This is a genomic window from Paenibacillus salivarius (genome assembly GCF_051307165.1).
GTDB lineage: Bacteria > Bacillota > Bacilli > Paenibacillales > Paenibacillaceae > Fontibacillus.
Map to the genome: position 1 here is coordinate 5,066,826 of NZ_CP195592.1, position 25,492 is coordinate 5,092,317.

Consider the following 25,492-nt stretch of genomic DNA (forward strand, 5'->3'; position numbering starts at 1 on the left):
TAATATATGAAAAGAGTCATCGCTTCATTAGCAATTGGTATGCTGATTGGCTCAGCCACCGTAGCTGCTGCTGCGCCAAACACCATTCAAGCAACGATCGCTAAATTTAAAATTTTGGTGGACGGAGAAATAAAAACTGGAACGTCAAACCAGTTGGTCTACAATGGAACTACATATGTACCTATTCGCGAAGTTGCGACAATGTTCGGTTATGATACCAAATATGACGGACCTGGAAAAACTATTGAATTTGCTTCTAAAAGCGAAACCGTTGCAGAATGGATATCTCTAGCAAATTTTGCCGCACTCAATGAAGTCCAAATTGGCCAACCTGAAGATCCGGAAGATATCATTACGATTGCAAGAAGCGGTATTCGACTTTTCGGTATTAATAAAGCCGGTTTAACTGAGGGCTTCGAAACGAAGGTTGTCACAGAAGATGGAAAAACCATCCGCGTACTTAAGCTCAAGGATTCGTTCATGTTAAATAAAGAAGACTTGAAAGCAGCCGGTTTTAAAATTTAAACAAAAAGAAAGTCTCATCATGATTGAATGATGAGACTTTCTTTTTTAGATGCCAGCCTGTGCTTTTAGAGCCTCAGCCTTGTCCACCCGTTCCCAAGGGAGATCGATGTCCGTCCGGCCAAAGTGCCCGTAGGCAGCTGTTTGGCGATAAATCGGGCGACGGAGATCCAGCATACGAATAATACCTGCCGGGCGTAAGTCAAAGTTCTCGCGAACGAGCTCAACTAACTTCTCTTCAGGCACTTTGCCTGTTCCGTAAGTATCCACATTGATGGAGACGGGATTCGCTACACCGATCGCATATGCCAACTGAATTTCTACCTTGTCCGCCAGACCGGCTGCAACAAGGTTCTTGGCCACATAACGTGCCGCGTAAGCTGCGGAACGGTCAACTTTTGTCGGATCCTTACCCGAGAAAGCACCTCCGCCGTGACGAGCATAGCCACCGTAAGTATCGACGATAATTTTACGTCCGGTAAGACCGGCATCCCCTTGAGGGCCGCCAATAACAAAACGGCCAGTAGGGTTAATGAAATATTTGGTTTCTCCATCCAGTAGTTCCTCAGGGACGACTGGAAGAATAACATGTTCCTTAATATCCTTCTGGATTTGCTCCAGTGTAATATCCTCAGCATGCTGCGTGGATACGACAATTGTGTCGACGCGTTTTGGCTTGCCGTCCACATATTCAATCGTAACCTGGGTCTTTCCGTCGGGACGAAGGTAATCCAATGTACCATTCTTACGGACTTCCGACAAACGACGGGCAATCCGGTGGGATAGTGCGATCGGAAGCGGCATTAATTCCGGTGTTTCGTTCGTGGCAAAACCGAACATCAAGCCTTGATCACCTGCACCGATATTTTCCGTTTCCTTATCCATTTGAGCCGGATCGCGGTTTTCCAATGCCGCGTTTACGCCCTGTGCGATGTCCGCGGATTGTTCATTCAGCGAAGTCAGCACTGCGCATGTGTTGGAGTCGAAGCCGTATTTTGCACGGGTATAGCCGATATCTTGTACCGTTTTACGCACGATGGCCGGAATATCGACATATTCCGATTTGGTGCTGATTTCACCGATGACGAGGACAAGTCCTGTCGCCACGGAAACTTCGCAAGCCACCCGAGCGTATGGATCATTTGTTAAAAATGCGTCAAGAACCGCATCAGAAATCTGGTCGCAAATCTTATCCGGGTGCCCTTCGGTTACGGACTCGGAAGTAAACAGGTGTCGCCCTTGAATGGACATGAAAATTCAACCTCCCCTATGGATAGTATGGCAAAAGCCCAAGTATCCAATACTAAAAATAAGATGAGGGCCGCTAATCAAAAAATGAACCTTTCCCTTAGCGGAAAAGGCCTGAGTCGACAATCCTCAAAAGTCATATTATCGTATTTGCCAAGTCATGTCAAAATATTTGGAATATTTTATAATAACAGATTCCGCTGTGCCTCAGCTACCAAGCGTTTGGTAATCTCCCCGCCGACAGAACCGTTTTCCCGGGATGTTAAATGCCCCCAACTTTCGCTTCTTCCAGATCCTCTACCGATTGCCCCTAGTTCACCGGCAAACTCAGTGTCGGCTCCTCCTGACAGACCAGTGTTCACCGGAAGACCGAACTCGGCAGCAATTTCATATTTCCACTGGTTGATGACTTGACGGCTTTCAGGTACGATTTTTCGGTTACTTCTAGCCATACTTGCAGCACCTCCAGAAATTTAATTTCTCGAGAATAGTATGTGCTGCATGACCATGTCTAACCTACAGAATGTTTGTTATTTTTGGAAATTTCTATTTAATCTTATATCCACCGCGAACCATAACGGTCAGATTATACTTATTACCTTCTTGGACCTGGATTCCTCTTCCATCCCTCGGAAAAGAAAGCAAGTGGTTGTTTGCTACCGCCCCACCATTAGTAATGTCCTTACCATCCGTTAAATCAGCAACGCCATTGGCATCTTCACTGTATATAACCGCTTTCCCAGCCCGTACGACAAATTCTGCTCCAGCGGATGCGATCAAAATCTGGCCTGGTTTTACGTCCACTATGGAAATCGTATCGGACGAACTGCTGCCTCCATCACTCGGTTGTGATGTTCCACCGTCGGACGGGGTAGTTACTACTCCACCCTTAATCGCTTGTTGAATTGCCTGATCCACGTAGCTCTTGGTTACTACCGGGTCATCCACTGTACCCGGCTGATTTGTAACACCTGCACCTTTGGCTGTTAAATTCAAAATTGAACCGGCCCAAATTCCTCCACCGAGCAATACCGTGGCTGCCGCAATTTTCCATGCTGTCTTCATCATGTTCCTCCTCTATCGACTCTATTACTTTCATGATAGTTGTTTTAATAGATACGGACAAGCAAAAATCCCCGCAAGGGGGATTTTTGTCGGTATTTACTGCAATTCAGTTGAAGTATAATAGAAACCTTGACTTCCCAGCTTTAATTTCTGACCTTGGAACAAATCATACACATTTAACTGGAGAGAACCAGCCTTTCTACCTTCGAAAATAGAATCGTCAAAGCTAAAGCTTATGCTACCGCCGCTTGTGATTTTCAAATCTGTTTCTGGCGCCAATTCCTTCTCGAATACTCGGCCGGAAGAGTCCACAATTTCAAATAAAAACTTATGGGAGAACTCTCCAATAGTGTAATCCATATTCCGCTTTAAATTATAGTCAAATGCAATATTCAAGGAAGTGGAACCATTTAATTTCGCTCGGGCATTCTTGACGGTTAGTGTATAAGGGAATACTTCCAAGTCGGTTAGCGTCGTCTTCACTGTGGGTTGAATAACGCTAAGTTCCATTGCGGCTGCATTTACATAACCGGTTGATTCACCTTTTACAGGCGTGAGTTTATTATCAGCGATCCCTTCACCAACTACGAGCTTTAGATCACTTGTAGTTATGCTTTTCGGGATCTTGGCCCAAAGTGCGATAATGCTTTTCTCATCCGGTGCCGACGATGTATCCACTTGGCTGACAGTTGCTTTGTAGGTTTTCCCCCCCGAACTTTGGAAAGCCCCGGCAAATTGGGACAAGTCGATTTGGTGATCTTCCAGATTGGTTGCTTCAAGCTCCGTATAGATCAAATCCGATGATGTTCCGGCGTAAACATAAGATCTAGCCACTTTCAATTCTTCCTGACGGCCTGGAGTTTCAAGCTTGTATGTGTCGCCGTACTTAATTGTTTGAAGGTCCGGTACCTTGCCAGCATTAATAAATTGTACCCATTCAGAGGTTCCCTCTCCAACCTTTTCAAGTAAAGAGATTTGTAATTGGCTAAAATCCAAGTAATTCGGCACTTTAGCAATAACGTATACATCTGTTGACATATTTGCACCTAGTAGCCCAACAGCTTGACTTGTTACCAATTTTGTATCAGTCGTTAATTTTGCCGAATCAACTTTCAATAAACCTGCCATTTCCGGAAGCATGACTGTTTTATATCCTGTGTTGTTTATGTTGATTTTAGCCGACACTAAATCTCCATCGCTCCAAGGCAACCTTTGAATCGACTCTAAGGTAAAACCAAGTATACCGTTCGTCGTTTGGACAAATTGCGATTGGCCGATCATATTTTGAACCGACTGTACCTCCGGTACGGCAAAAATGCCTACAGGGTAACTAAAAGCATCCTTCGAATCTTCCGCTGCCGGGAGATTCATGAATAGTTGTGGCTTCGTTGCGTTCACATTTGCCGGTATCGTAACGCTTAAATTAATAACCCTCTCTTCAAGAGGCTGAAGCGTAACGTTTTCAGTGGCTTGAGTACTTATCGGCAAACGGTATCCGTCCGATGTATGAACCTCAAATTGATATTTCGGTATTGTTATTGTTGAACCACTCGTATTTCTCAGATTAAGCCTCATGGATAAGGCATGCTCTTCAAAACTTTGAAGCATTGTTGCTCCAGTAAAGCTGACTGCTATTTTTCCGCTGCCGATTTGAATATATTTCTCGATATTCGGTTCAATAGCCAATGACTTTTTAGATACATCCGGCATTTGCATCGTCGCAATCGGCAAACTTAATTTCGATGTTTCATCGTCTTGAACTAATTGAAGTTCCATTTTGGATAAATTTATGGATTTTGGAATCGCCGTCATCAAGTTGAGTGTCTTTGAATCTTGAGGTTGAATTTTGTAGTCCACGCTTGTGGAGTCGGCAGACAACGGATAACTTGCACCGTTAGCTGTTTTAATTACAAATTTGATCTTTGGATCTTCGAAAATTTTGTAGCCGATATTTTTCAAATCAAGACTTACGTTAACGTAATTATAATCCCCTGATGCAAAAGTGGCCGCTTGGCTTATTTGGGCTTTTATCGGGGTATCAAATACCTTCAGTGTTTTTGATTGGTTAGACGGTGTAGAAGTTAAATAAGATGCCGGGATTTTAAATTGACCCTTTAAGCTCTCGTATCCAGGTTGACTAAAATCCCATTTAATGATTTGAAATACAAGATCGCTGAACTTTACGTTTTTTCCAATCTTAGCAACATAAGTCAGTGTGGTCGAAGAACCCGCAGAAAGCTTCTTTTTTTCCTTATCCTTCGTAATAAGTGATGTACTGTAGATCGTTCCGCTCGTTGTCTTTACTTTCGACCAGTAATCCAATAAGTCCAATGTTTTTGAATCCCCGTTCTTGATCACAAGCGTATAGGTAAGTATATTTTCTTCATCTAAGGTAAGAATATTAACATCCGTCAATTGGACCGTGCTTTTTGCAGAGATTTTTACCGGCGACAAGTTCGCCAGTGTATGTACTACTGTTTTCGTCTGCTTCGTTGTTGAATTCGTATTAGTGGACTTTGTTTTATTTGCAGCAAAAACAACACCATTCGCACTACTCAATAATAGTGATAGTCCCAATACTGCAGCCGTTACAGGTCTTTTATTCAACGTGTTATCCCCCAGTCAAAAGTGTTCTATATATTTATAACGTATTTGAATGGAAAATGTTTCGCAAATCAAAAGAAAACTCCCTTCTGGATATCCAGAAGGGAGTGAAACATTAACCTAAAATTTAATTAGTCAATGTTTTGGTATACTGCGGAACGAGTTACAGCTGCTGCTGCATTATCGTTAACGTCAGTTACTACTTTGGAGTCAGCGTTTGCTGCCAAGATTTCAACAGTGATTACAGACTCTGGTTGCAGCGCTTTGTTAGTTGTGAAGTTCACCAACAATTGTTTATGATTGTTTTGGTTTCTTTCATAAGTAACGTTGCTGATTTCCAGATTCGATCCTGTCGCAGACAATTTAACAACGTTTGTTCCAGGAACAACTTTGATATCTTCGTTGAATTCAACGATTGCTTGATATTGGTTAGTTCCTGTTGTTACCACGTCAAGTTCTTCACCATTAATCTTAACGGCTTCTGGCTTAATTTCTTCCTTCAGTGTTACAGGGGCGAAGGCAACTTTTACGCCAAATGTGTCTTGAGTGTTAACAGTTTTGCCATTTACCAATTTTGCAGATTTAGTACGGAACACTGCATCAGTTGCGTTAGGAGCCAATTTTTCTCCTGCCTTGATAGTAAAGGTTGCAATGGTATTTCCGCCTTCGTAAACGTAGTTGTCAAGTGTCAAGTCATAAGTCGCATCTGTTGCAGATACGCTGTTGCTGAACACTTCAAATTCACTTGCGTCAACGTTAGTCAATTTACCATCGAATTTAACCTTAACTTTGTCCTTGGCGATTGCAGTAGCATTTCCTGTAGCAACAGCGATATCGTTGGTGTAATCTTCAGCAAATGCATATCCTACAAACCCTGCAGTTTCATAAGCAAATTTGCCGTCTTGGTCAGCTACCAAAGAAACACGCAGATCAACAGCATTTTTATCAACAACTTTGTCAGTATACGGAACAATGACCTTCACTGTTTCCGGAGTCACCAATTCAACATAAGAATCAGCTGGCAAAGCTTCATAGTTAGTTCCAGCGGCATTTGCTCCCTGCCAAGCAACGTTGTATTTAGCAGCTACAGTCGCATCACCAGTACCGCTTGTTGCTACCGGCTTAGTGAATGTTACATAGAAGTAAATATCACGTTTGTTGTTGGAGTTAGTTGTCGGTTGAACTTCAGCCCAGAATCTAGAAACTTTGAATTCAGAAGTATCTCCTACTTCAAAGGATTTGGATACTGGAAGAATTGTGTTCGGTACATAAGCGTTATCTTGAATTCCGGATACTTCCAAAGTATAGGTGCCTTTGTCAAGTGTGCCGGACAATTCGATAGTAGCTTCGTTGTTATCGCTGTTAAATACGATAGCCTTAACAGGGTGACCACTTCCATCCAAACCTTTACCTACAACAACCTTGCCGTCTTTATCCTTGATTGTGTAGTTAGATTTGTTCTTACCAGTAGTATTGTCATCACTGTTTACTGCTTCGCTGAATTTAACCTTGATGATATGATCACCATCAGTTTGAGTATCAACGTTAATTTCAGTTACCTCTGGACGTGTAGTGTCCAAAGTTGGAGTAACTTTTACTTCACGAGTAGCGGAGTTACCGCTGTAATCTGTAGCACCTTCGATAACAATAGTATTCTCGGTTACACTCAAAGCATTTGCTTTGGAGAATTTAACCTTAATTTTATTGCTTGCTCTATCAAAGGAAACAGTACCTGTTTTGGAGGAAATGCCGTTGTAAGCTTTCGAAACAGATTTCAAAGGCTCATTGAATTCCACTTCCACCTCAAACAGATCATCAGCAGTAGCTTTAACAACAGTCGGAGCTTCTGTATCAACTGCTACAGTGAAGTCATTGTCAACAGGAACAACTTTAAGACCGGAGAAGTCTTGAACGTTGCTAACTGTCAATTTGTGATCACCAGTAGCCAGTTCTGTGGACAAAATCACCGAGTTAGGGAATGCATAATCGATGTAGCCCGCAACCGGTTTTCCATCAATTTTATAGTTAGAAGTAGAAATTGCAGACGCGCGATCTACCGGTTCGGAGAACACAACTTTGATCGCTTTAGTACCAAGACCAACAACTTCTTTGATTGCAGGAGTTGTCACGTCAACTGGAGTGAATTTAACTTCTTGCTTGAGAGTTCTAGCCAAGTCAGAGCTCTTCACTCCATCAACCGTAAGTTTTGTTTCTCTTTGGTTTTCCAGTTTGTTTCCGTCTGTGTAGTTTTCGCCTTTCAACGTAAGTACTACGCTTCTCTTATCAGCAGAAAGTACAGCAGAATCAATTTCTCTGGTGATTTTATAATTGGAAACAGTTTCTGCGGATTTCTTATCAACTTCACCGTCAAACTTCACAGTGATTTGTTTCAAGTTATCTGCAGATACGCTATCTACTTTAGTTGCTGCAGTCAGAACATAAGTAACAGTGTACTTCAGGACTTTACCGTCCTTAGTAGTGTACTCAAGTTCAGTAGCTTTGTTAGGCTCAAGAGCTTTTTCCAAAGTTACGTCTACAACTTCGCCAGTGGAAAGAGTCAATTTAACGTGAGTAGCGTCGATTGCTTCCGCTTTAGTCACTTTGAATTGAGCTGCTTCGTAGATTGCATAAGCTGCAACTACAGCCTGGGAACGAGTAGCGTTAGCTTGGTAGTTGATACCTTCTTGCAAGAAACCAGCTTTAACCGCTGCTGCTACATAACCTTTAGCCCATTCGCTAGCAGTGTTGTTAGCGTCAGTTGGAACTTCCAGTTTCAGAGCAGTAACCAGAACTTTTGCAAGCTCTTGTACAGTTACGTTGCCGTTAGGATCAAACAATTTCTTAGTTGCGTCTTTACCATTGAGGATGCCAGCTTGTGTAGCAGCTTCAATGTAAGTACGGCCCCAGTGGTTAGCATAGTTCTTATCTTTGTAAGAAGTAGCGTCAACCGGAGTCAGGTTCAGGGAAAGAACGATGATTTTAGCAAGTTCAGCACGAGTAAGTGCTTTTTCCAAGTGTGCTTGACCGTCTGGGAAGCCGTTAACGATACCAGCTTGTTTCAGAGCGTCAAATTGTTGTTGATCAGTAAGTTTAGCATCTGCACCGAATGCTACGGAAGCAAACATGGAGAATGCCATTGCTGTAGACAGAGCTACGGACAAAATTTTCTTCATAACCTTTTTTTCTCCTCCTTGATTAACTATCACATGAGAATTTTCTTTAAATGAATAGCTCGTGTTACTCATTAGCCATTGCACCCCCTTTCCAGAGTCTGAGCAGATTTCCTATAAATTAGGTCTGCGATTTGACTCGCAGAAACTTGTAAACACTGCCATGCAAATAGAATGTAGAAATAGACTAGTTTCCTAATCCTACCTAAACATTATACAATGAGTCTCTGGTGCCGTAAAGCTAATTTTTCTAATAGATAGACAAGTTTCACCATAACCGGCACGCTAATTGTCTAATCAGGTCATCATTGTCAATGCTCTACATCTTAAACGCATGAGGATTCAAAAAGTTGCGGAGGTTTTAAAAAAAATTTCAAGTTTGTTACCTTGCTATAAACAACCTTTTCTTCAACTTTTTGTAACTTGTTCCGCCTTACGGAAATTAGTATATCACCCCTGAATATGCCAGTCACTAATCAAGATTTTCCAATGCTAATCCCAATATTTATATGACATATAAAAGAAAATAAGACGTCCAAATCGGACGCCTTATCGATTTATTCATGAATATTATCTTACCCGCATGGCCAATTGAATGATTCGGCTACGCATTTGCGGATCCGTATTCAGTTTGGCATACATATCATCAATAGCTTGTTTATTATCTTTATACGTCTTCTCATGTTTCATGGTCATGTGCGACCACTCGATCAGCTCGTTCTCTGCCTCGCGCAAAATATTGAACGCATCGTGGAAACCGGTCTCAATAACCAATTCTTCCATGACCTCTTGAGTCACTTCCTGCAGCTTAGCAGTTTCCTCGATTCGCTTCTCTAGTACTCTTGATTTCTCCTCGAATTTTCTCTTGGCTTTCGAGTAACCGAGCTGCGGTTTCGATAAAATCGGTTTCATCTGTATAATTCACCCTTTTGCGAAAATATCATTACTTTTGCTATTGTATCCTAATCTCCAGCAAATTACAAAAAGATGTATCTGGAAAAAGGCCCCCTTGTCGCAATCACCTCGCGAACAAGGGGGTCCGTTTAGCTATTAGCTAAAGTTTTTAGGGAAGATCCCTGTACTTTGTTTGAGCAGCTCGACCGTGATTTTGGCCGCTTCTGCCCGAGTCATATTGCTGTCCGGATTAAAATTATACGATGCTTTCTTCGCTCCCGGCAAAGTCACCGGGTTCCCGGACATGATTTTTGCTTTGGTCACGGCAGAAATCGAAGGAAGCGCGTAATAATCCATCTTGCCCGAATCGAGGAACGACTTGGCGAGATTATCTTTGAGTTTCTGATCATTCGCCGGTAGTTTCAGCTTGGACTTCATAGCCCGAGCAATCATGACCGCAGCCTCTTCGCGTGTAATCGGCATGTTCGGATAGAAGAAGCCTTCCGTCCGGCCGGTAATAATCCCCGCTCTAGCCGCTGTTTCAAGATGTTCAAAATCCCAGGTTGCCGTTTTCGTTTCAAACTGAACATCGAAGAAGGTTTGTTGGCTTTCATCCGCGTTAATCGGAATATTCAAGCCTTTAACAAGCAACGTGGCAAATTCTCCGCGCGTCGTTTGGTCATCCGCACCAAAAGCGTCGGTACGGAGCGGCTGCATGATCCCTTTCGAATACAGTCCGTTCAGAATGTTTCTGGCCCAAGGATGGTTCGTAATATCCGTATAGCTACGGCTTAACTTCATTACTGTATAATAACCGAACTTATCAAATGGAACCGTGATGGTGTGAGCCTTCGTATTAATTTCGCCCGGCACAGGCTCCCATTTTCCGTAACCGCCCATATCTACGAATCTGAATACGGTCACAAGCGATCCCGCTTCATCTACGACATTCGAATCATAGGTAAGCTTCAGAGTTCCGCGTTGGGAAGGTACAATCTCACGTTCTTTTTCAAAGGCTGTGAAGATCCCCTCCGTGGAGTAAGGAGCCAGACCGTTGGTCGCTGGCTTGTATCCTGATTCACCTTTGTCTCCGAGCTCGCCGACGCCGCCGCTAATCCAATAGATATCGGAAACACGGATAAAGTTATAAGTTTCGTCTTTTGCGGCAAAACGGCTAGGGTAAATCGCCGGAATATGATACCCATTGTTGATATCGGAGTTATTTCCGATCAGGACGCCATAATCGTTACGACGTTCCACGACACCGTCTTTCGGATCCGCAATACCGAACAAAAGTTTAGTATCCGGATAGAACTTAGTGATGCGGTCGTTGTTCATGACTGCCGATTGCATGACCGTTCCTTTCGGGAACGAAAGCTCTACCTTCTTATTAAAGATGGAATATTTCGTTGCAGGCTTTTCTGCCATGAATTGCGAATCCACGGTAACTGTTCCTGTGTAATAGACGCTAATCTCATCATTCAGAGTCGTAGTGCCACGAACGATTTGGATTTTGATTTTGTTGTCCTTATCTGGTTTGAGGCCGACATAGTCCAAAGTAAAGCGATTGCTCATATCCGGTTCGGTACGGCGTACTGCCTCTTCCTTACCGATGATCACCTTGGTGGCCCCTTCAGCTTCAATATCGAAACGAACAAAGTTCTTGTTGACGATGTACTGTCCGCCGACTGTCGGCTGCGGTGCAAGCAAACGGTATGGTGCCACTTCGCGCGTAATTTCGAGACGCTGGTTGGTCCGGGCCCCAGTAGGATTGATCATTTCAAGGTTATAAACATGAGTTCCTGGAGTTTCAAATTTAAAGTTAAGAACTCTGATAATGAAGTCCTTCTCGTTCCCAATAATGTTGTAATAGTACGAGCCGGCTTGAATAAGTCCTTCCGAATAAGCGGGATCCTGAGGAATATTTATAGTAACGATTTTATCGGATCCTTGATACAGGTTTACAATACGGGCACCGTTACCACGGATGACTAGATCATATTCCTGTTCGCTTGTTGTAAATTTCTCATCCTTATAAGTAAACTCCGTAGGGAGCTCCAGAATTTTTCGGATTGTTTCCTCTGTTGCTGCAGTTCTTGGGTTAATATTGAAATCTGTCCAGAGTGGGAAATCCACACGAGATTGGCCCAAAGCCGGTACCTTGCCAGGCTTGAATTCAGTTACTGTCGCAACATTCTCATCAATAATATAGAAGCGAATCATTTTGCTGACAACTTGTCTGTTCCCGGAAGCGTCAAGAGAAACCCCTCTGAATTCAATGCGGTTTTCACCTGTAACCAATGGCCCGCTTGTAGAAATATTCAGTTTCAGGTCAAAACGGGTATTGTTGATGTCCACACCCAATGTCGTATCTGAACCCTGGGCTAATGTCAAAGTTGATCCTTCAATTCCATTGACAAAATATTGGGCGCTCTCAATATTCGTAAAGCCGATGTATTCCCCTGTAATCGGGAATTCCTGAACCGTTTGCTTTGCAGAATTGTACGGATAGGTTTGTCCGTCAACCAAATTATCTACGTTAATATAGCTCTTAGATGCATAAGAAATTTGAACGGTATATGGCGTAGAATTATCGAATTTAAATTGTACGCTTTGCTGACCATTCGCAAAATTCGTGATTTGGTAAATATACGTGTTTGGAATGTCAACTAAAGTTCCAGGGTTTCTGCTATCTTCCTTCTTGGCTTGAATAGGTGTTGTTTTCGAAATTTGCAAATCTGCACTGCCCAATGGCATATAGGTACCTTTAAGAGTATTCCAAAGCGTTGAGGCATTATTCGTTTCAACCATGATGTAGAAATCACTAGTACCTACTTGAGACCCGCTCAAGTTTACCTGACTCACATTTGTGACATTGCCGGCATTGCTGCTCTGATAATCAGGCAAATACTTGATGCTCTTGATCGTCACATCGTTGCTCAGGAAATATTTCCGCTGAATGCTTGCCGTATAAGGTGCCGTGCCTGCCGAAGGGTAGGTGTACTTGATATCGACCTTCGGGTTTTGGGTTTTTGCGGTTACCGCAGGATTGGCAGGATCCATCGTCAAATTATACGGGTCCAATTTTAGTGTAATCAAACGATATGCAGGACCTGTAGCGTCTTCAATGATTACTTCTTCGTTCGAGGTAACTTGCTGGAATACGCCACCTGTCGTATACAAGTTAGGTCCCAGTTGCGTATAGTTAACAACATTTCCGTCTACCGTCACTTCCAGGTTGGAAAGAGAAAACGGATCCGAAGTATAAGGAATCAAAAACTGCGTGGTTAACACAGCCGTGGTTTGAGCGGTATCCTTAATAGATGGAGCGCTGTTCAAAATGTCATACTCCTGATTGGACGCATCCTGAACATACAATCCGATGAACGGATCCTGATCCGTAAAGTAATAAATATCCCGCAACACTTCAATGGAGTCGGATGCGTTTGTGAACGTGATTTTCACCTTGTTCAAACCCGGCGTCAATGTGAGCGGCGGGGTCGCAAGCTGGTTATTGTACACGTTCGTGTGCTGTTCTGTACCGCCGTTTACGGAAACCGTAGCTTTCGTGGTGTTGAATACTTCACCCATCAGGGACACGCGGGAGTTCTTAACGACGACACGAGAGCCTTCATTTAAATTGATATCCCCGAGCAGCCCTGTTCCCGAAACAACCAATTTCGTGACGTAAGGAACCTTATCGTACAACACGTAAAAGGTTTCCAACCCTTCGGCATTACCGAACTTACCTGAGAGGGTAATTCGGTTGAGACCCGGGAACAACGTCAAGTTGTTTGCGTTAAAACGGTTTGTATCGATCGGATCTTTTTGAACCGTACCCGGCGCGGTGTGGAGTTTGTCTTCTTCCCACTTATTTGTCGTTACATTCCACACCAACAAGTCAATCTGTGCTTTAAGCGAATCCCCGGACACTTTGGAGTAGGATCCGCTGATATCCAATACGTTGCTGTTTGTAACATAAACCATATCGCGCAGAGCTTGGCCCGGCTGAGCCAAGGAGTTGATGTCCATATTAGCCGTATTTCGGATCCCCATGATATCCGGGCTAAAATAGGTTGTCCCGTTAGCAGCATTCGCTGTTGGAGCCAAACCAGCTGGAATCAGCGCAATGATTAACGACATGAGTACGAGCCATAGAAACGGCTTCTTTAAACGCTGCATGATTTTAATCTCTCCTTATTGATTTTGTAGTAGTCCCCGCCTACGGAAACCGCTCAAAAAGTCGTATAGTGTAGTTATCGGACGTTGGATGGCGTTATTTTAGAAAAAAGGTAAAATTGATCAGTGATTTTATTTGGAGGTATAGATGGACTACGTAAAAAAAGCCGATCTTCTACCGCAGAGTAGAGGATCGGCTTGAATGTTATTTGGCCAACTTTAGTTCGTGTATATCCGCTTCTTGCTCGATTGAACGAAGCGATAATTTTTCAAGAATTTTTTCGTGACGTTCCTGGCCTTCCTTAATCGAGGCAACTTCACCATGCAGCTTATGAACATCCATGCTGAGTGCATCCAGCTTCGCATCCGTTTCCTCCTGCCGGTCCCGGATCGCCCGAACGATGACATTTGTCTCGTTCAGTTGGATTTGCATCAGGCCTTGGGATTCCTTAAGATCCAAGATGTCCGACTTCACGGTTCCCATGTCTGACTTCATAATTTCTATGTCCGACTTCATGGTCTGCATATCCGTCTTCATGGTCTGCATATCCGTCTTCATGGTCTGCATGTCCGTCTTCATGGATGCCTGTTCAACCTCAATATGATCCAGCTTCTGCAATATCTGATGGAGTAGTTGTTCGCTCATTCGAATAACTCCTTCCACTTTATAAACTTCTGAGTTTATTATAACCGATCTTGTCGGGTGGAGTCGAGAAACATAAAACCCCCGCCGCTCCAAAGAGCCAAGGCGGGGGTTGTCCAACAAACGAACGTATAATTCCGGTTATTCAAGGAATATTATCACTTGTTATTTCGAGCCGCGTTCGGCACCGGCCTTCATGCGGATCCGTGCGAAGAAGTCGAGCACCGGGCGTTTCGTCTTACCGATCAGGCCGATGACTTCGGCACCGATTTGCAGGAAGAACACCATGACGCAGATGACGACGAAGGTGACCCAGTTGGCATTATACATCGCCGCCGACGACTGAATGACGGCCAGTACGCCGAAGAAGGCGGCAATGCCGTAAATGATCAGCACGGTCTGGCGATGGCTGAAGCCGAGCTCGCGCAGGCAATGATGCAGATGCCCTTTGTCCGGCGAGAAGATCGGTTTCTTCTGCATCCAGCGGCGCACGATCGCGAACATCGTATCCGAAAGCGGTACGCCGATCAGAATGAGCGGTGTCAGGAACGACACGATCGCCACCTGTTTAAAACCGAGCAACGACAGGAGCGCCAAACTGAACCCGAGAAATAAAGCGCCGGAGTCGCCCATGAATATTTTGGCCGGATGGAAGTTAAAGTACAGGAATCCGATAATACCGCCAAGCAGCATCAAGCTGATCAAGGCTACGACAACATTGCCCATCAGGAAAGCCATGACGGTAATCGTACCGATCGCGATGGCGGATACTCCTGCAGCGAGGCCATCCAGACCGTCGATCAGGTTGATCGCATTCGTCACCCCGACGATCCACAAGATCGTGAAAGGAATCGCGACCCAGCTTTCGACCGAAGCATACGAATGAAATGGTATATTGGCAAATTCAATCCGAATATCAAAACCGAAAACGACGACGCAAGCCGTGGCAATTTGTACGAGAAATTTCAGCTTGGCCGGCAAATCAAAGCGGTCATCGAACGCGCCTAACAAAATCGTCATCGTTCCGCCGACGAGAAAAGCTTTGACAAAATTCACTTCACGAACCGTAAGGTTATGAGGTATAAACGGAAGAACCAGGAAGAACGTGATTACAAAAGCCAGGAATATAGCCAATCCGCCGAGTCTCGGCATCACTCTCGTATGCACCTTGCGTGCATTCGGAACGTCTATGGCACCCACTTTAAAAGCAAACTTCTTTACCAGCGGCGTTAACCCCAGTGCCAGACCGAGCGATACGATAAACCCGATGGTATAAATCATCCACATGTCTTTTTCAACCCCCATTTGTTCTGCCGGATTGAATTATACTCCGTTTCGAGAGAAACACAAACCCCGTATTTGTGCAATAATACGCCGTTTTGCACTAAATTTCAATGATTTAGCCCATTTTTGTGAGGTTTTCTCCTTCGCGCAGTACACGCATTACGAATTTCGGCAGCACAAGCATTCTTTTGAACCGGGTCGGTTCCGACAGCAGGCGGTAAAGCCATTCCAGCCGCAGCTTTTGGAAGCTTTTTGGCGCACGTTTGGTTTTTCCGGAAATAATATCAAAGCTTCCGCCTACCCCCATCATGATCGGTACGCCAAGCTCTTGTTTGTATTTGCCAATCCACGGCTCCTGGGTATCGGCGCCGCGCGCGACGAACAACAAGTGAGGTTTTGCGGCCTTAATGGCGGCGATCACTTCCTGATCCTGATCGGGTCCGAAGTACCCGTCCCGGAAACCGACAATTTCCGTGCCCGGATATTGCAAGCTTAACCGCTTGGCCGTTTCCTGAATCACTTCGCTCGTTGATCCGAGCAGGTACGCTTTCCATCGGTAGCGCTCCCCTGCCTTCATTAATTCATGCAAAAGTTCGATGCCCGGAACCCTTTCATCGACCGGATCGCCGCCCTTTTGCGCGGCCCAGACAAGGCCGGTGCCGTCGGGAATGACCAGTTCGGCTTCCTGCATGATCTTTTTGTAAGCGGGATCCTCCATCGCGGCCATCAACATGATCGGGTTGGCGGTGATGACTTGGTGAGGCGTCCCCGCATCCTGTTCCACCAGGTCCGTCAGGTAGGCGACCGTGTCCTTCATCCCCCATTTGCAAACCGAAATGCCGAACACGGAAACGGTCGGTATATTCTGATTAAGCTTCTCCAACTTGCTCATCCTTTGCTCCGTAAAATTCAACAATTCGCCGCGCAGGGATGCGGGCTTCGCGCTTCAGCTCCGATATTCTCGAAGCGTGGGCCGAGCGCCAGGCCTCGCCATCAAGGAGCAGGCGCTCGGCTTGCGAGGCGACGATCCGGGGATCGAGCTCCTCGGTCGTGCCGACAGGCACGCCGGCGAGGCGGCCGAGGAACTGGTCGATCTTCGGATCGTACGAAATGCCGAGCAGCGGCACTTCCTGCGAAGCCGCATAGATGAGGCTGTGCAGCCTCATCCCGACAAGCAGGCGGCAGCGGGTTACTTCGCGGAGCATCTCGTAAGGATGCTCCGTCTCCGCCGCGATGCTGACGGCGCTCCCGTGTTCTGCCACATTTCCCAACCGCTCCATGACGAAGCGCGAAGCTTCGTCATCGCCCGGGGTATGGAACGGCAGAAAACGGATGTGCACCGGAACGCGGCGGCTCAGCGAAGCAAGGCCTTCGGCCAGCTTCGCCAGCTCGGTCCGCTCGGGATTCCAGAAGCGGACCGACACCCCGACCACCGGCAGCGTGGATTCCTCCGCAGCAGCGGTGGTCATCACCCCGGCCTCGCCGCCGGCTTCCGGCAGCGTCAGGCCCATCACGGGATCCGGGACGACCTGAACGGCGTCCTTAAGGATCCCCATGCTGCGCAGCAGCTCCGCCGACTCCCCGTCGCGGACGGAGATGTACTCGCAGCGGCGGAAAACCGCGGCGATCAAAGGCCGGAACAGCTTCCGGCGTACCGGGCCGATCCCTTGCGCATACACGAAGGTCGGCTTGCCGAGCCACTGGGCGATTTTGATGATTCCGAGATAATAAGGAATCGATCCAAGCCCGGTCGCATCCTGGAGGAGGCTCCCTCCTCCGCTGATCAGACCGTCGCTATTTTTAATAGCGTGTCTTACCTCCGCAAGTTTCATCCGGTGTACCGCCTTCACGCCATAGGTCTTGCTCGTCCATTCCGGATCGATGGACAGCACGACGGGGGTAATGTCGATCCCGGAGGTCCTGCTTTCTTCTTGAAGTGCCGTAAGAATCGACTGCAGCACGGCTTCATCCCCGCTGTTGCGGTATCCGTAATAGCCGGAGAGGACTATGGTTTTAGAAGACGCGGTGACCATTTATCCCAGCACCTTTCAATAATATGCCAGACCAGAACGGCGATCAGACCGACGATTAAGCCGAGTCCAAGACCGAGCACGCCGCGGATCAGCGAAAGAACGGCCGGCGTATGGATATGGGCAAACGTATCGACCATCGACAACTGTCCCATCACCGCGATAATCATGGCATACAACGCCCAACGGTAACGGAAGGCCGCAAAAATGCCTACGATAAACAACGGATGCGCAAGTAAAAACTCCTTATTGCGCGGACGTACGCCGAATGTATTTTCCAGGAACGAACGGAACGTTGCCTCACCCGGAAGAAGCGTTCCGGCATTGCCTGTTCTCGACAAGTAGTAAAGCGCCATGACGCCGAGAACAGCGGCCACGACGACCCATAGGAGCGTGATCGGCGTCCGCAACCAATTGCGAAGCTCCTCCCATACCGAATTGCCTTGATACAGGAACACATAAACCGCAATCAGGAAAATCGGCCCCAGATGCAGCAGGCTTACCCCGCGGAACTGGTCCAGCACAAGACTGTACGTAATGTTGTTCAAAAGCGAGATCACGAACGGAACGGCCGCCAGTGAAATAACCGCCGTTTTGACATACAGCACAAGCGTATGGGTCAATCTGCGTCCGGCGGACATCAGCTTGTTCGAATCGGCCTTTTCCTTCACCTTGCGGATCGCAAGGATCATGGAAATCGTCGGCGCGCTAATCGCAACGCCCAACGCCAATGCTTGCTCAAGCAGCGTCGGCTTCAACACGTAAAGTCCGGCGGAGCCGACCAGCCCCAGCAAAAATACGATTAACGTCAATGGTGCGATAAAACAGGACACGAGCAATGCGCAGAATGCCACGCCGCCGAGAACGACGAGCGCCTTCAAATATTTTTGCCACGATGCATCGTGAATTTGGAAAGCTTCCGCATTTCCGAACTCAAAACCGTTATCCTGGATGCGCTGGATCGCGCCATCCGGACCTTGCAGCGAATCGATCAGATTGTCGATCGGGCTTGTGATCGCCGCCTTGGCCGCATCCTTGGACGGGGAAGCATTCAAATAAATCATGCGGATATTCCGGTCCTTCGTCGCCAGAACGAAACGATCGGCCAAGGTGTTCTTGTCCTGTCCCGCTTCCGTATCCGCAAGCGAGTGCAGTCGCACGATATTATAGTCCGTTAAATAGGCCAGCTTATTCAGCCCTTTTTGCGGGGCTTTCAAATTTTCAATCGTGACTAGCCCGATTTGATGGTTCTTCAATAATTCCGCAAATCCGTTCAAGTTTTCGGACGCGAATCCTTTTACGGCCTCCCCGTCAAAAAGAATCCGCTTTACGCCGTTCTCCTGAAAGAAGCCTAGCTCTTCATCGAGCGCCTGTTGATCGTACGGAATGTTATCCGACAATCGGGGCAGAATCGTGAAGCCCTTTCCGAGCAGCTTTTCGAAAGCGATCGGATCCAGCGGCATCGGTTTCATGACCGCTTCTTCCATTCCCATTTCAATCACGAGGCCGGCATGATCCTGATATTGCCATGGAGCAACCGCCACGCCCAGATTTTCGAACGTCTCCTCGATCATCGGCCGCAACCGTTCTTCATTTTCCGGACTTGTAAAAGCGATATACGTGTAATTACCGTCCGGCAAAACGACGGACCCGGTCATTTTTGCCGCATCCAGCGAACTGAACACCATGACCTTCCGCGTTTTAGACAACTCGTCCAGCGTGCTCTCAAACATCGCCATCGTCGTTACGCCGGCTTCCTTCAGCCGGTCCAGCTGCTCATCCAGATAAGCCTCCGGATTGGCTTGATAGGAAGCGACGTCCATAAGCCCGCGATAATTGAAAACAATCTCCACTTTGTTTGCCGACGACTCCGTTTGTACCCGCTGCACAATCACAGGCACGGAAGCGACCAGACCGATAATGACCAGGATCCACAATAATTTGCGGGAAGCGTCATTCCACCGCTGCCAACTTCGAATCACAAAGGTACCTCCTCAAAATAAAAAAGTTATGCGTCCACTCGTGCCAACACTTCATCCTGCAGACGGGCAAGGATAGCCTTGGCGTCCTCATTCGAAGTGCCGCGCACCGCGAAGTAGAATTTGATTTTCGGCTCGGTTCCCGACGGTCGCAGGCAGAACCATGATCCTTCACCCAACATGAATTTCAGTACATTTTCTTTAGGCAGACCGTCCAAGCCTTGCGAATAGTCCAAAACCTTCGTAACTTCCAACCCTGCGACACTCTTCGGCGGATTTTGACGGAAGTCGTCCATGAGCGCCCCGATTTGGGCCAACCCGTCCTTGCCTTTCAATGTCCGGGAAGCGAGCGTTTCACGATAATAACCGAATGATTGATACAGTTCTTCAAGTACGTCGATCAGCGTTTTCCCTTGACGCTTGTAATAAGCCGCCGCTTCACAGATCAGCGTCGATGCCACGATCGCATCCTTGTCGCGGGCATAATTGCCGGCCAGGTAACCATAGCTTTCTTCATAACCGAACAAATAGGTATGCTCGCCCGACGCCTCGAATTGGTTCATTTTCTCGCCGATGTATTTAAAGCCGGTCAATGTATTGAATACGGTTGCTCCGAAGTGGCGGGCAATCGTTGCCCCCAATTCGCTCGTCACGATCGTTTTAACGACCGCCCCGTTCGCCGGAAGCGTCCCGTTTGCTTTCATTTGGCTCAAAACATAATGCACGAGAATCGATCCGGATTGGTTCCCGGTCAAAATCTCATATTCGCCGGCCGCATTTCTCACAACGGCCCCCATCCGGTCCGCATCGGGGTCGGTGCCGATCAATATGTCCGCGCCTACTTGTTTGCCAAGCTCGATCGCCATCGCAAACGCTTCGCGCTCCTCGGGGTTCGGCGACTTCACCGTGGAGAAATCCCCGTCGGGCTGTTCTTGTTCTTTCACAATATGGAGCTGGGTGAATCCGAGCTTTTCCAGCGCCCGGCGTACCGGAATATTCCCGGTACCGTGAAGAGGCGTGAAAACGACGACGGTATCCTTTGCCGCGCCGGCGGCCAAAAGATCGCGGTTTACGCTCGTTTCAACGACCGTATTGATGAACGCCTCGTCCTCCGGCTCTCCCAGCCAGACCAACAGGCCTTTGGCTTCCGCTTCGTCACGGCTTAACCGCTTCACTTCGCTAAGCGAGTTTAGCGCCTGAATATTGGCAATGACCCGTTCGGCTTCATGAGGGACAAGTTGTCCGCCGGAAGCATTGTACACTTTGTATCCGTTGTACTCCGGCGGGTTGTGGCTTGCCGTAATCACGATGCCGCCTGTGGCGTGCAAGCTGCGCACGGAAAAAGACAATTGCGGCGTCGGGCGCAGCGAAGGAAACAGCTTGGCCGTAATGCCGTTGCCGGCCAGTACGAGCGCCGCCTCCAGCGCAAACTCCGGCGAAAAATGGCGGCAGTCATGCGCGATAACCACGGAAGGCGTGCCTTCCTTGCCGGCATGCTCCTCAAGAATATACTTGGCGAAGCCCTGCGTCGCCCGGGCCACGGTGTAACGGTTCATCCGGTTGCTGCCCGCACCGATAACGCCGCGAAGTCCGCCTGTCCCGAACTCCAGATCCCGGTAGAAACGGTCTTCCAGTTCGGTCGGGTTGCTTTCCAACCCCTTCAATTCCTGTTTGGTTGCTTCATCTATAGACGGATCATTTAACCAACTGTTTAACTTTTCTCTAATTTGTGCGTTCAATTCAGTCATGGTTTCTGAAAGCCTCCTTAAGATAGTGCAAACATGATTTCGCCCTCGGCGACAACCTTGTCACCGACTTTTGCGACTGCCTGGCCTTTTCCGATGGAGCCCTTCAAACGGGTGATTTCCACTTCCAGATGCAGCGTATCTCCCGGGAAGACCTGATTGCGGAAACGGAAGCCGTCCAATCCGGCAAGAAAGCCGATCTTGCCCCGGTTGCTCTCGACGTCGAGAATCGCCGCGGCGCCGACTTGAGCCAAAGCCTCGGTAATGAGCACCCCCGGCATCACCGGATATCCCGGGAAATGCCCGGCGAAGAACGGTTCGTTTACAGTCACATTTTTAATACCCACAGCTCTCTTTCCTGGTTCCATTTCAATGATTCGATCCACCAGCAAAAAAGGCGGGCGGTGAGGGATAATCTCCTGAATTTGTTTGGAATCGAGCACTATGTACTACCTCCTATTCCGTATAAAAGCTTCACCCGGCGGTCAAACTGTATTTATCCTTCGCGTTCTGCAGAAGCGGAGGTTAAGATAAGGGGCTTATCCGCAGGCGGCGTCAGTGCCGCGTACGGATCAGCCCTTTTGTTCGCCATCCGTGTGTATAGTCCTTCATCATTATACATTTTATGCCCATAAAAAGAAAACACTGCTTTGTTACCGATGGTTACGGTGCCGTTGCTTTTTTGTGCCTCGTCGGCGCTATGATCCGCGGCCTGCCGCAGGTATAATACGCTTCATGGATGAAGGACCTCGTCATGCCTGATTCAGGTCATTTTATATAATAAATGGGCAGACCATTGGTTCTTTTATCGAAATAATTCTTGTACGCAGATCAATATAAATGAAATTTAGACATCGTCACGCAAATCATGCGTCAATTTTGCTAATTCTGTATCCCCGCCGAAAAACACAAAAAGACCTGGCCGATGGCCAGGTCTCTCTTCAACAATCTTGTTCAAGACGAAAAAACAAGATCAAATACATGCTGCCAGGTGCTCCATTCCCATACATCGCCAAGCTCCTGCTTGCCTAAAACCGTATACCCCACGGCCATGCCGGCGATGACCGCCAAAGCAAGAAAAAGAATAACCAGTACGATGCGCAAAAGGGTGATCCACCCGGATCGTTTGTCCTCCGCCGGGCTGTTCGTTTGGGTCATGTTCCCACCTACCCGCGCAGGGTGTTGGCCAGACCCGCCATCGTTTCGCTGGAAGTCAGCGCCCGAGCCATGAGCTGATATGCGCGCTGCACCTGCAGCAGCTCAGCCATTTCATCCGTCAGATTCACATTGGAGCCTTCCAGTGCGCCCTGGCGGATTTGGGCTTGCTGCTCCAAAGGAAGCGCCCAAGTGTCAGCCATCACGTCCGTCTCCAAGGCTCCGGCGGCCAGCCGGTACAAATTTCCGTCAATCGCTTCAAGCGCGTCCGGACGAATCGGAGTTAACATTTGCAGTTGACCGAGGTCTTCCGGCACGCCTCCAACCACAGCCTGGATGCGCCCTTGCGGATCGATCTTCAGTTCGGCTCCGGAAGGAATCGCCACAGGCTCACCGTCCGTATTCAACACGAAATGTCCCGAGCCCGTCACCAGGTATGAGGAATCCGCATCGGCCGGATCAGGTTGAACGTGAAAATCGCCGGCACGCGTATAAGCTCTCCCGTCTTCCGTCAACACCGCGAACAGAGCGTTGCCCTCGATCGCCAAATCGGTTGCGCTGCCGGTTTCTTTGATCGCCCCTTGGGTGAAGCTGCTCGTAATCGAGGTCATCCTGGAACCGAAACCGAGGTTAAAACCTAGCGGCGTCGCCCGGCCGGCCAGTTCCATTTTGGATACTTGCTCTTTCACACGAGTCAGCGTGTCCTCGAAGCTTCCTTCCTTGCGTTTATATCCGGCCGTATTCAAATTGGCAATATTCTCGGACAGCAGATCCAGGCGCTGCTGGATACCGCTCATGGAAACGCTGGCACTAATCATGGAGTTATTCATAAGGCACCCCCTTCAGTTCATTCAGTCTAGACGCGCCCAATCTCGTTGACGGCCTTGTCCAAGCTTCTATCGTAATATTGAACGATCTTTTGATTCGATTCATACGCCCGTTGTGCCGCAAGCAAGTCCACCATCGACTGGGCGGAGTCCACATTGGACACTTCCAGATAACCTTGTCGCACTTCGGCGCCATCGGCCGGATCCAATGCGCGAATGTCGGCTTTCTCCGGATCCTGAGGACGATATACTCCGTTGCCGTCCCGGACAAGCTCTTGCGGCCGGTTTACGACGGCAATGCCAAGCTGAGCCACCACAACGGGCGTGCCGGTGTCATAAGAAATCAATTGCCCCTGGGCATTGCTCTTCAGACTTCCGAACGATTGTCCGGGCGGCATCACGATCGGATTTCCGTCCGTATCCAACACCCGTTGTCCCTGCGAGGTCAGCAACTCACCCGCTGCATTTACGGTAAAGTGCCCATCCCGAGTATAACGGACTTCATCATTATTATCCATTACGGTAAAAAAAGCTTCCGGACGGAAAATGACTTCGCCGTCTTCGCCAACGAATTTGCCCGATGCGTCAAAAGCAATCGGAAGGCCGGTCGCCGGATCATTCAACCCGATGCTCGACAGAAGTCCGAAGTCGGAGGCTTTACCCGTTTCCCGCAAGTCGCCCTGTACGAACGAAGGAAAGCTTTCTTCCGCAAACACACCGGTATTCAATTTGCCGATCCGTTTGGCGTTCCCGTTTTCCTTGTCACCCATCAGCGAAACCAACATATCCGGAAAAGAGTGCACCACCGCGTTGACCTGCTTGTACCCCGGGGTATTCAAATTCGATATATTTTGCGTGACCGTGTCATGACGCCGCTGCTGCGTAACCATTCCCGATGCCGCTGTATATAGGCCTCTTAGCATGCTCTAACCTCCCAATATTCCCTACCTATTTATATCGGCCAATTAGAATTTTTTCTTAATAACCCGTTCCAGATTATCGAGCATGATTCCCGTTCCCTTAACGACGCAATGCATCGGATCCTCGGCGATCAGCACCGGTACGCGCAATTCATCGATCAACAGCTCGTCCAATCCGTGCAGCAGGGCTCCTCCCCCTGTCAAAATAACGCCCCGATCGATAATATCCGCCGACAGTTCCGGCGGCGTACGTTCCAATACCGACTTGGCCGCAGTAACGATGGAAGATACCGGTTCAATGAGGGCCTCTTGAATTTCCGCGGAGGTAATCGTAACGGTGAGCGGCAGTCCCGACACCATGTCTCTCCCCCGGATATCCATTTCCGCCGGTTTCCCGGAAGGATGCACCGTACCGATGTTGACTTTAATATCTTCCGCTGTCCGTTCCCCGATCAACAGCTTGTACTTCGATTTAATATATTTAATAATGGCGGCGTCAAACTTGTCTCCGGCGATTTTAATGGACGAAGCCGTGACGATATCCCCCATCGAGAGTACCGCCACGTCCGTCGTTCCTCCGCCGATGTCGACAACCATGTTGCCGCTCGGTTCGAATATGTCCATTCCCGCGCCAATCGCCGCCGCTTTCGGTTCCGCTTCCATAAATACTTCCTTTGCACCGCTATGTTCGGCGGCTTCACGGATCGACTTTTGTTCCACGGACGTGATGTTCGTAGGCGCGCAGATCAAAATACGGGGGTGGCTGTACCAGCTTCTGCCTCCAACCCGGTCAATAAAATACTTCAGCATCGTTTCCGTAATGTCAAAATCGGCAATAACGCCGTCGCGCAGAGGGCGAATCGCAATGATATTACCCGGCGTACGGCCAACCATTTTCCGTGCCTCTTCACCAACGGCAAGCACCCGTTTCGCGTCGCTGTCGATCGCCACCACGGACGGCTCGTCGAGGACAACTCCCTTTCCTTTGACATGAATCAGCACATTGGCTGTACCTAAATCGATACCAATATCCTTGCTCATCATTACGATGCTCCCCCAAAACGTATTTTGTGACAATTTATGGTAAAAGTTTCCCCAGAACCAAGGAGACGTTATTCGGCAAATGGATGCAAAATTCGCTAAAAATCCGGGAAATCGGATAGAAACCCGCAATCTTATACCATATTTTAAAATACCATACTTTGGGGGAGGTGTTCAATGAAATTC

At 47.8% G+C, this 25,492-nt stretch carries 19 protein-coding genes; 1 reads left to right on the top strand and 18 read right to left on the bottom strand.

What is annotated here, in order from left to right; translation table 11 throughout:
- Nucleotides 1-6: 6 nt before the first annotated feature.
- Nucleotides 7-525, top strand: coding sequence for a stalk domain-containing protein (locus tag ACSFXJ_RS23545; protein WP_435922736.1), 519 nt, complete (start codon nt 7-9; stop codon nt 523-525).
- A gap of 45 nt (nt 526-570) precedes the next feature.
- On the opposite strand, the gene metK is transcribed toward ACSFXJ_RS23545, so the two are convergent.
- The 18 genes from metK to ACSFXJ_RS23635 form a co-directional block, all read right to left on the bottom strand.
- Nucleotides 571-1,773 carry a methionine adenosyltransferase gene (gene metK / locus ACSFXJ_RS23550; protein WP_435922737.1) on the bottom strand — a complete coding sequence of 401 codons (1,203 nt, stop codon included), beginning with the start codon at nt 1,771-1,773 and terminating at the stop codon, nt 571-573.
- Nucleotides 1,774-1,952: 179 nt separating this feature from the next.
- Complete coding sequence (locus tag ACSFXJ_RS23555; RefSeq protein WP_435922738.1) at nt 1,953-2,222, bottom strand: small, acid-soluble spore protein, alpha/beta type; 270 nt, start codon at nt 2,220-2,222, stop codon at nt 1,953-1,955.
- Nucleotides 2,223-2,316: 94 nt separating this feature from the next.
- Nucleotides 2,317-2,835 carry a hypothetical protein gene (locus ACSFXJ_RS23560; protein ID WP_435925841.1) on the bottom strand — a complete coding sequence of 173 codons (519 nt, stop codon included), beginning with the start codon at nt 2,833-2,835 and terminating at the stop codon, nt 2,317-2,319.
- 96 nt (nt 2,836-2,931) lie between these two features.
- A complete protein-coding gene (locus tag ACSFXJ_RS23565) occupies nt 2,932-5,442 on the bottom strand; it encodes a hypothetical protein (RefSeq protein ID WP_435922739.1) in 2,511 nt (836 codons plus the stop codon).
- A 128-nt stretch (nt 5,443-5,570) separates the two neighbouring features.
- Nucleotides 5,571-8,684 carry an S-layer homology domain-containing protein gene (locus tag ACSFXJ_RS23570; RefSeq protein WP_435922740.1) on the bottom strand — a complete coding sequence of 1,038 codons (3,114 nt, stop codon included), beginning with the start codon at nt 8,682-8,684 and terminating at the stop codon, nt 5,571-5,573.
- 495 nt (nt 8,685-9,179) lie between these two features.
- Nucleotides 9,180-9,521 carry a hypothetical protein gene (locus tag ACSFXJ_RS23575; protein WP_435922741.1) on the bottom strand — a complete coding sequence of 114 codons (342 nt, stop codon included), beginning with the start codon at nt 9,519-9,521 and terminating at the stop codon, nt 9,180-9,182.
- A gap of 138 nt (nt 9,522-9,659) precedes the next feature.
- Nucleotides 9,660-13,685: an S-layer homology domain-containing protein gene (locus ACSFXJ_RS23580; protein ID WP_435922742.1), complete on the bottom strand. Its 4,026-nt coding sequence runs from the start codon at nt 13,683-13,685 to the stop codon at nt 9,660-9,662.
- A gap of 202 nt (nt 13,686-13,887) precedes the next feature.
- Nucleotides 13,888-14,328, bottom strand: a complete 441-nt coding sequence (locus ACSFXJ_RS23585) for a hypothetical protein (protein WP_435922743.1) — start codon at nt 14,326-14,328, stop codon at nt 13,888-13,890.
- A 162-nt stretch (nt 14,329-14,490) separates the two neighbouring features.
- Entirely contained in the window at nt 14,491-15,612 is a 1,122-nt protein-coding gene (locus tag ACSFXJ_RS23590; RefSeq protein WP_435922744.1) for a glycosyltransferase family 4 protein, read from the bottom strand.
- A 112-nt stretch (nt 15,613-15,724) separates the two neighbouring features.
- Nucleotides 15,725-16,501: a WecB/TagA/CpsF family glycosyltransferase gene (locus ACSFXJ_RS23595; RefSeq protein ID WP_435922745.1), complete on the bottom strand. Its 777-nt coding sequence runs from the start codon at nt 16,499-16,501 to the stop codon at nt 15,725-15,727.
- On the bottom strand, nt 16,479-17,642 hold the full coding sequence (gene csaB, locus ACSFXJ_RS23600; RefSeq protein WP_435922746.1) for a polysaccharide pyruvyl transferase CsaB: 1,164 nt from the start codon (nt 17,640-17,642) through the stop codon (nt 16,479-16,481). Before csaB ends, ACSFXJ_RS23595 begins: the two co-directional genes overlap by 23 nt.
- Nucleotides 17,615-19,621, bottom strand: a complete 2,007-nt coding sequence (locus ACSFXJ_RS23605) for a DUF5693 family protein (protein ID WP_435922747.1) — start codon at nt 19,619-19,621, stop codon at nt 17,615-17,617. The genes csaB and ACSFXJ_RS23605 overlap by 28 nt, the downstream gene beginning before the upstream one ends.
- 26 nt (nt 19,622-19,647) lie before the next feature.
- Nucleotides 19,648-21,366 carry a phospho-sugar mutase gene (locus ACSFXJ_RS23610; RefSeq protein WP_435922748.1) on the bottom strand — a complete coding sequence of 573 codons (1,719 nt, stop codon included), beginning with the start codon at nt 21,364-21,366 and terminating at the stop codon, nt 19,648-19,650.
- A gap of 17 nt (nt 21,367-21,383) precedes the next feature.
- Nucleotides 21,384-21,806: a 3-hydroxyacyl-ACP dehydratase FabZ gene (gene fabZ, locus ACSFXJ_RS23615; protein WP_435922749.1), complete on the bottom strand. Its 423-nt coding sequence runs from the start codon at nt 21,804-21,806 to the stop codon at nt 21,384-21,386.
- A 511-nt stretch (nt 21,807-22,317) separates the two neighbouring features.
- Entirely contained in the window at nt 22,318-22,521 is a 204-nt protein-coding gene (locus ACSFXJ_RS23620; RefSeq protein ID WP_435922750.1) for a DNA-directed RNA polymerase subunit beta, read from the bottom strand.
- An 8-nt stretch (nt 22,522-22,529) separates the two neighbouring features.
- Nucleotides 22,530-23,348 carry a flagellar hook-basal body protein gene (locus ACSFXJ_RS23625; RefSeq protein WP_435922751.1) on the bottom strand — a complete coding sequence of 273 codons (819 nt, stop codon included), beginning with the start codon at nt 23,346-23,348 and terminating at the stop codon, nt 22,530-22,532.
- A gap of 26 nt (nt 23,349-23,374) precedes the next feature.
- Nucleotides 23,375-24,268: a flagellar hook-basal body protein gene (locus ACSFXJ_RS23630; protein ID WP_435922752.1), complete on the bottom strand. Its 894-nt coding sequence runs from the start codon at nt 24,266-24,268 to the stop codon at nt 23,375-23,377.
- A 42-nt stretch (nt 24,269-24,310) separates the two neighbouring features.
- The gene (locus ACSFXJ_RS23635; protein ID WP_435922753.1) at nt 24,311-25,309 is read right to left on the bottom strand and encodes a rod shape-determining protein; all 999 of its coding nucleotides are present in this window, start codon (nt 25,307-25,309) and stop codon (nt 24,311-24,313) included.
- Nucleotides 25,310-25,492 lie beyond the last annotated feature (183 nt).

What these genes read in the sequence shown, in the direction of transcription:
- ACSFXJ_RS23630 (WP_435922752.1), bottom strand. Translation starts at nt 24,268, where the DNA reads ATGCTAAGAGGCCTATATACAGCGGCATCGGGAATGGTTACGCAGCAG.
- ACSFXJ_RS23570 (WP_435922740.1), bottom strand. Translation starts at nt 8,684, where the DNA reads ATGAGTAACACGAGCTATTCATTTAAAGAAAATTCTCATGTGATAGTT.
- ACSFXJ_RS23635 (WP_435922753.1), bottom strand. Translation starts at nt 25,309, where the DNA reads ATGATGAGCAAGGATATTGGTATCGATTTAGGTACAGCCAATGTGCTG.
- ACSFXJ_RS23580 (WP_435922742.1), bottom strand. Translation starts at nt 13,685, where the DNA reads ATGCAGCGTTTAAAGAAGCCGTTTCTATGGCTCGTACTCATGTCGTTA.
- metK (WP_435922737.1), bottom strand. Translation starts at nt 1,773, where the DNA reads ATGTCCATTCAAGGGCGACACCTGTTTACTTCCGAGTCCGTAACCGAA.
- ACSFXJ_RS23590 (WP_435922744.1), bottom strand. Translation starts at nt 15,612, where the DNA reads ATGTGGATGATTTATACCATCGGGTTTATCGTATCGCTCGGTCTGGCA.
- ACSFXJ_RS23595 (WP_435922745.1), bottom strand. Translation starts at nt 16,501, where the DNA reads ATGAGCAAGTTGGAGAAGCTTAATCAGAATATACCGACCGTTTCCGTG.
- ACSFXJ_RS23620 (WP_435922750.1), bottom strand. Translation starts at nt 22,521, where the DNA reads ATGACCCAAACGAACAGCCCGGCGGAGGACAAACGATCCGGGTGGATC.
- ACSFXJ_RS23555 (WP_435922738.1), bottom strand. Translation starts at nt 2,222, where the DNA reads ATGGCTAGAAGTAACCGAAAAATCGTACCTGAAAGCCGTCAAGTCATC.
- ACSFXJ_RS23585 (WP_435922743.1), bottom strand. Translation starts at nt 14,328, where the DNA reads ATGAGCGAACAACTACTCCATCAGATATTGCAGAAGCTGGATCATATT.
- csaB (WP_435922746.1), bottom strand. Translation starts at nt 17,642, where the DNA reads ATGGTCACCGCGTCTTCTAAAACCATAGTCCTCTCCGGCTATTACGGA.
- ACSFXJ_RS23545 (WP_435922736.1), top strand. Translation starts at nt 7, where the DNA reads ATGAAAAGAGTCATCGCTTCATTAGCAATTGGTATGCTGATTGGCTCA.
- ACSFXJ_RS23625 (WP_435922751.1), bottom strand. Translation starts at nt 23,348, where the DNA reads ATGAATAACTCCATGATTAGTGCCAGCGTTTCCATGAGCGGTATCCAG.
- ACSFXJ_RS23610 (WP_435922748.1), bottom strand. Translation starts at nt 21,366, where the DNA reads ATGACTGAATTGAACGCACAAATTAGAGAAAAGTTAAACAGTTGGTTA.
- ACSFXJ_RS23575 (WP_435922741.1), bottom strand. Translation starts at nt 9,521, where the DNA reads ATGAAACCGATTTTATCGAAACCGCAGCTCGGTTACTCGAAAGCCAAG.
- ACSFXJ_RS23560 (WP_435925841.1), bottom strand. Translation starts at nt 2,835, where the DNA reads ATGAAGACAGCATGGAAAATTGCGGCAGCCACGGTATTGCTCGGTGGA.